Below are 7,033 nucleotides of genomic sequence, written 5' to 3'. Positions count from 1 at the left end.
GCCATGTCCGCACGATTACCGCCGACAACGGGGCGGAATTCTGTGCTCATACACAGGTCGCGGATAAGCTGAAAACGAACATCTACTTCGCCAACCCATACTCATCGTGGGAACGCGGACTGAACGAAAACTTCAACGGGTTGCTGCGGCAATATATCCGCAAAGGGACAGACTTACGGACGGTGACGGACAAGCAGATTGCTGATGTTGAGCGTGCACTGAATGCGAGACCCAGAAAATGCCTTGGGTTTAAACAGCCATCGGTTGTGTTCAATGAATTAAGAAAAGCAGCTTAGTTTAGCGAGTGGTGCACTTCGGACTTGAATTCGCGCCTCGCTAATTTTAGCCAACTATTTTTCGCCGCTTAGCAAGGCGTTAGCTCTCAGGAGGTCTCTTGGATAGAGTTCCCGTTTACTTGGATAGTAATGTCATCATTGATATGGCCGATGGGCGCGAGAACGATCTCCTTGGGCTGGTCATGAGGAGCATTTATGATGGACCATACTGTTATCCATTTTCAGCAGAGCAAATTTCTGAAATTACAAACAACGAAAGGCAAGCTAGAAACGAATCTAGGCTGATGCTGTTATCTGACATGAGCCGTAATGTTTATTTTGAACACAGCATTAATAGTCTTCAATTTCGAACTGAGTCTACTACTCAGGTGTATGGAACAATAAACGAAGTGGCGTTAGCTCCTAATTGGGAAGCTGATTTTGCAAACTTTATTTCGTTCGAGCAGCAATTAAAGGCTAGAACTGCTTATGGTCTGTCAACGGATGACCTAAATAATCTATCAGCTGAAGAAGCGATTACCAAGATAAACTCTGCGTTGTCAAATTTCGAGTATGAGATTCAAGAAGGACAAATCGACCCTCCTAGATCGCTCGACGATATGATGGATTTCTCTGAACAGAAAATGCGAGAGCATTTCTCCCAGTTATGGGAGTCAATTGGGGCAAACATAGAATCCCAGCTACGCAATTGTAAATTAGTGAGTTTGTTTTCATTGATCGATACACTCGGCTTCTGGAGTGACACAAAGGAGACGTACAAAAAAGGTTCCCGTTTAGCTGATAGTCGTCACGCATTCAACGGGTCCTATTTTAAGTGTGTAGTATCGAGGGATAAACGGCTTCTAAAAAAATCAGAGGCAGCATATAAGTATTTGGGCATCACGACACAATGCTTTCGTACAGATGAATTCAAAGCGCATTTATATGATTTGCTTGCGGGGCAAAGCTAACAATGCCAGTTACAGGGGCACGGCTTTTCCTTTGCGGCTTCGCCCTCACTACAATGCCACGCGTGCTGGCGGCGGTGAACGCCCGTTCCTTGTCTGTAGCTGCCGTTAGTACGTAATTTTGCTTACTGCAGCTCCGCGCGTATTGCAGCCGGTCGTGATTTGATGCAACTAGTGTCTTGAGTGGCGCTGATTCTGACCTTTGAGCAAAAAAAGCATACTATGGCGAACAAACCAGAATAAGACAGAGTGAAGCAGTAACCGCTCACACTATGTCAATTTAGCATATTCTTTATTCCATTTAGGGGAAAGACTAATCCATTTTCATTGAATAATACCAGTTGTTTCCAAGAGGTTTATCAAACTCAACGACTGGCTCTTTAAGCTTGCCGGTGCGTTTACGCTCATAAAATGCATCCGGATGTTGCGTATTCGCGTCGTAAGGTTTTGGAGAGATAAGATTGTAAGAGTAGAATGCAGCGCGTATGTCGCCGGGGCCCCCAATATTGAAAATAGTGAGCCTGAGTGTACAAGAGCCTTCAGAGCTATCGTAAGTGAGGCCCTTTATACCCACTTCATTTAGCAGGTCCTTTAACTCAGCGCTTGGTGCCTTACTGGACTCGAATCTTTTAAAAGTTCGGCCACTCAGTTCCTCACATGCAGTATCCGCAATTTTTTTAAACTTGCTACGCTCGGCTTCAAACCGTTCTATAGATTCTTCCATAGGGACAACAGGGTTCGTACAACCTGTCACGACCAATGCAATCAGCAACATCGAAAACATTTTTCCGCGCATAATACTGTAAACCTCCACTAAACTAGTGACATGCTTTTGTAAAGTTCTTCAGCTACCGAAAGTGATATGATGTGTATGAATGATACCCGAAAAGCAGGCAATTACCGTCTACCCCTTCTCTCAAGCGGTCATGCTAGGATACTCAAGTCAACGTCCACTCCCACTCATTGCTGCGTGGCTGGCGAGACCGTGACATTGCAGGGCGTTTATCAGATCAATAACAAGCCACTACAAATTACAGCAGCCCTTTTAGTCGTGCCAGGCCAAACGCGTTACACGTCGTCGCATCTTTAATTTCGCCAGCAACTATCTTAGCCTCAAGCTCCTTTACACTGACTGTTTTGGATAACAGCCCTTCCTCCTCGGGGTCCAGGTTCTTTTGTGTCATAGTTAGGTCACGGGCGACAAAAATATGGTAGCCCTGGTCGCACAATCCATACGCCAGATACTGATAGCCTACGTAATCCCATTGCTTCGCTATTAGCCCGGTTTCCTCCTGTAGTTCACCGGCCGCAAGCACCTGTGGGTCGGCATCGGGGTTCTCTTCCCATGCCCCCTGGGGAAACTCCAGCTGACGTTCGCCAACAGGATAGCGATATTGTTCCACCATGTGGACAAGCCCATCTTCCACAGCGATGACTATCGCAAAGTCTGGCTTCTCTACCACGCTGTAAATGCCTTCGTTTCCGCTTTCCCGAGCAATGCGATCTTCACGAAGCGTCATCCACTTATTCTGGTAAACAACCCGGCTGCTTAGCGTTTTAATTTCCTTTTCCATCCTATTCTCCTGACCTGCCGTGTGGCTTCGATGTCGTATTCAAGGTATAAATTTACACCATGAAAAGCGTTGAACTGTTATGGTAAGAGGCTATCACCTGTCAGGCTTCACTGCGACTCTGCATTATCGGGTTCATGTAACTCAATCTTGCCCGCTCATGCTCGTTACAGACTAGCGTGTGGCTTAAGTAAGCATCACTTTCATCATTTGCGACTGGGTCAAACGATAGAAAGCATTTATCAGTTCATTCAGTGGTCGGATACCACCTACTGAACGCCACTAAAAAGCCGCAATGACTAAAACATCGACATGATAAAACGCTGTGGAGGAAGAGAAGCTAAAGACTGGCGGGGAATGAAAAAAGCCGGTGAAAACCGGCTTTCTGATATCAGATATACTCAACTTCGGAGATTTCATACTCCATTGGGCCGTTCGGCGTCTGAATGTTTACTACATCATCCAGTTCTTTACCGATAAGGCCTCGCGCAATGGGTGAGTTCACAGAAATCAGATTGTTTTTGATATCCGCCTCATCATCACCCACGATACGGTAGCGGGTCTCTTCATTGGTTTCCAGATTCAGGATGGTTACGGTAGTGCCAAAAATCACCTTACCGGTGTTTTCCATCTTTGTAACATCGATGATCTGAGCATTGGAAAGCTTACCCTCGATATCCTGAATACGCCCTTCACAAAAACTCTGTTGCTCACGGGCTGCATGGTACTCAGCATTTTCTTTTAAATCGCCATGTTCACGCGCTTCTGCAATCGCTTCGATAATGCGTGGACGTGTCTTGGTTTTCAGTTCGTTTAATTCGTCGCGCAATAGCTGTGCGCCACGAGCGGTCATCGGATACTGACTCATGGATTCGATCTCACTTCCTGATTGTCTTCGTTTGTCTGTGACAGAGATAAAAAGTGCGCCTTCAGGCGCACTTTCAAAACACTATTTAAGACAGGATAGCGCGTATCCTGCCTGTTGTCATCAAGGATTGATGCGGGCGTGCAGCTCCTGTACAGAAGCCACTTTGCTGCGATCATCCGCTGACTTTGCACGTACTGTGGCAAACGCGGCGTTCATTGTTGTCGTGTAAGTCACCTTGTTGATCAAGGCTTCACGACGAATGTACACCGAGTCGGTGATCGCCTGGCGACCTTCCGTGGTGTTAATGATGTAATCATACTCACCATTTTTAATCGCATCGACGATATTAGGACGCCCTTCTGACAGCTTGTTCACTACCGTGCTCAGAATACCGGCATCGTAAAGCGTAGTTGCTGTGCCGCGCGTGGCCTCAATACTAAAGCCATTTTCCACCAGCGCTTTGGCCAGCTCAATGATTTTAGATTTATCGGTGTTACGCACAGACAGCAGCGCTTTGCCAGATTTCGGCAGCGGCGAACCTGCACCCAGGTTGGCTTTCGCGTACGCTTCTTCAAACGTATCGCCAACGCCCATTACCTCACCGGTAGAGCGCATTTCTGGCCCTAACAGCGGATCGACACCCTGGAACTTCGCAAATGGCAGCACCACTTCTTTCACTGAGAAGAACGGCGGGATCACTTCCTGCGTAATGCCCTGCTCTTTCAGCGAAATACCGGCCATCGCACGTGCGGCTACCTTCGCCAGCGGTACCCCCGTTGCTTTAGACACAAACGGTACCGTACGGGCTGCACGTGGGTTCACCTCAATCAGGTATACCTCACCGTCTTTAATCGCAAACTGCGTATTCATCAGGCCCACAACACCAAGTTCCAGCGCCATGGCTTTCACCTGTTCACGCATGGTGTCCTGAATATCTTTAGAGAGCGAGTGCGGTGGCAGTGAGCATGCAGAGTCACCTGAGTGAACACCGGCTTGCTCAATGTGCTCCATGATACCGCCAATGACCACATCGGTACCGTCGCAGATGGCGTCGATATCGACTTCAATGGCGTCATCCAAGAAACGATCCAGCAGTACCGGCGCGTCATTCGATACTTTAACCGCATCTGTCAGGTAGCGTTTTAAGTCTTTAATGTCGTACACGATTTCCATCGCGCGACCACCCAGTACATACGAAGGACGTACTACCAGCGGGAAGCCGATTTCATCAGCACGGGCCAGCGCCTGGTCGAAGTTAGTTACCGTGGCGTTAGCAGGCTGCTTCAGGTTCAGCTTGTTTACCATGTGCTGGAAACGCTCACGGTCTTCTGCACGGTCAATCGCATCTGGCGAAGTTCCGATAATAGGCACACCGTTGGCTTCCAGTGCGCGCGCCAGTTTCAGTGGAGTCTGACCACCGTACTGTACAATCACGCCTTTTGGCTTTTCAACGTTCACGATTTCCAGTACGTCTTCCAGCGTGACTGGCTCGAAGTAGAGGCGATCGGAGGTATCATAATCCGTAGACACGGTTTCCGGGTTACAGTTAACCATAATGGTTTCGTAACCGTCTTCGCGCATCGACAACGCGGCGTGTACACAGCAGTAATCGAACTCAATACCCTGACCTATCCGGTTCGGGCCGCCACCCAATACCATGATCTTGTCTTTATCCGACGGGTCCGCTTCACACTCTTCATCATAGGTGGAGTACATGTAAGCGGTACTGGTAGCAAACTCAGCCGCGCAGGTATCAACACGCTTGTACACAGGCTTAATACCAAAGGCGTGACGCGCTTCACGAATGTCGCTTTCTGCTACTTTGGTAAGTTCAGCAAGACGTGTATCGGCAAAGCCTTTGCGCTTGAGTGTACGCATCATGTCGGCATCAATGCCGTTCAGGCCTTTCTCTTCAACTTCGGCTTCCAGCTTGATGATGTCTTCAATCTGTACCAGATACCAGCGGTCGATATTGGTCAGGCTGAAGACTTCGTCTACTGACATGCCCATGCGGAATGCATCACCGATATACCAGATACGCTCAGCGCCCGGCTGACGAAGTTCAAATGTCACCTTGCTTTTCGCGTCAGGATCTTCCAGGTTAACCATCGAGTTAAACCCAGTCGCATTCACTTCCAGACCACGCAGGGCTTTTTGCAGTGATTCCTGCTGGTTACGGCCAATCGCCATCACCTCGCCCACCGACTTCATCTGTGTCGTCAGACGGTCATTGGCACCGGCAAACTTTTCAAAGTTAAAGCGTGGAATTTTGGTAACGACGTAATCAATCGACGGCTCGAATGACGCCGGTGTTAATCCGCCGGTGATGTCATTGGCCAGTTCATCCAGCGTGTAACCCACTGCCAGCTTGGCGGCCACTTTTGCAATCGGGAAGCCAGTTGCTTTTGAGGCCAGAGCTGAAGAACGTGATACCCGTGGGTTCATTTCGATGATAACCACACGGCCAGTTTCAGGATCAACACCAAACTGGACGTTAGAACCACCGGTCTCTACGCCGATTTCACGCAGTACCGCCATAGCCGCATTACGCATCAGCTGGAACTCTTTGTCAGTCAGCGTCTGCGCAGGTGCCACGGTAATCGAGTCACCCGTGTGCACGCCCATTGGGTCGAAGTTTTCAATGGTACACACAATAATGCAGTTATCTGCTTTATCACGCACCACTTCCATTTCGTACTCTTTCCAGCCAATCAGTGATTCATCAATTAGCAGTTCATTGGTTGGCGATAAGTCCAATCCGCGGTGGCAAATCTCGTTGAACTCTTCAATGTTGTACGCGATCCCGCCACCGGTGCCGCCCATGGTAAATGACGGACGGATAATACATGGGAAGCCGATGCGGCTTAACACATCGTGGGCCTGTTCCATGCTTTTGGCAATTTCTGCTCGCGGGCATTCAAGCCCAATGTTGCGCATAGCCTGGTCAAAGCGGTCACGGTTCTCTGCTTTATCGATGGCATCTGCCGTTGCACCGATTAGCTCTACGCCGAATTCTTCCAGTACACCCTGGTTTTCCAGCTCAAGCGCACAGTTCAGTGCCGTCTGCCCACCCATTGTTGGCAGCACTGCATCCGGACGCTCTTTTTCAATGATTTTTCGGACCACTTCCCAGTGAATGGGCTCGATGTACGTCGAGTCAGCCATTTCCGGGTCAGTCATAATGGTTGCCGGGTTCGAGTTTACCAGAATGATACGGTAACCCTCTTCACGCAGCGCTTTACACGCCTGCGCACCGGAATAGTCAAATTCACAGGCCTGGCCGATAACAATAGGGCCAGCACCTAAGATAAGAATACTTTGTATGTCTGTACGTTTTGGCATAGCGGGCTC

The 7,033-nt window shown here is 48.8% G+C and carries 6 protein-coding genes; 2 read left to right on the top strand and 4 right to left on the bottom strand.

The window, feature by feature from the left end; all coding sequences use genetic code 11:
- Together JKP77_RS20620 and JKP77_RS20615 are read left to right on the top strand one after the other, a co-directional pair.
- The coding region (locus tag JKP77_RS20620; protein WP_218313062.1) for an IS30 family transposase at nt 1–296 on the top strand (296 nt) is incomplete at its 5' end.
- A 98-nt stretch (nt 297–394) separates the two neighbouring features.
- Nucleotides 395–1,246, top strand: a complete 852-nt coding sequence (locus JKP77_RS20615; RefSeq protein ID WP_218313061.1) for a hypothetical protein — start codon at nt 395–397, stop codon at nt 1,244–1,246.
- Nucleotides 1,247–1,556: 310 nt separating this feature from the next.
- On the opposite strand, the gene JKP77_RS20610 is transcribed toward JKP77_RS20615, so the two are convergent.
- The 4 genes from JKP77_RS20610 to carB form a co-directional block, all read right to left on the bottom strand.
- Nucleotides 1,557–2,039 (bottom strand): hypothetical protein, encoded by a 483-nt coding sequence (locus tag JKP77_RS20610; protein ID WP_218313060.1) that lies wholly within the window; start codon nt 2,037–2,039, stop codon nt 1,557–1,559.
- Between the two features lie 235 nt (nt 2,040–2,274).
- The gene (locus JKP77_RS20605) at nt 2,275–2,817 is read right to left on the bottom strand and encodes an NUDIX domain-containing protein (protein ID WP_218313059.1); all 543 of its coding nucleotides are present in this window, start codon (nt 2,815–2,817) and stop codon (nt 2,275–2,277) included.
- Between the two features lie 388 nt (nt 2,818–3,205).
- Nucleotides 3,206–3,682 (bottom strand): transcription elongation factor GreA, encoded by a 477-nt coding sequence (gene greA, locus JKP77_RS20600; protein WP_218313058.1) that lies wholly within the window; start codon nt 3,680–3,682, stop codon nt 3,206–3,208.
- Nucleotides 3,683–3,802: 120 nt separating this feature from the next.
- A complete protein-coding gene (carB, locus tag JKP77_RS20595; protein WP_218313057.1) occupies nt 3,803–7,024 on the bottom strand; it encodes a carbamoyl-phosphate synthase large subunit in 3,222 nt (1,073 codons plus the stop codon).
- Between the last annotated feature and the right edge of the window lie 9 nt (nt 7,025–7,033).

Origin of the sequence: Alteromonas antoniana, assembly GCF_019249295.1 — a bacterium.
Classification (GTDB): domain Bacteria; phylum Pseudomonadota; class Gammaproteobacteria; order Enterobacterales; family Alteromonadaceae; genus Alteromonas; species Alteromonas antoniana.
The sequence above is the reverse complement of the archived record's forward strand: the minus strand, read 5'-3'. Positions and strand labels throughout refer to the sequence as shown.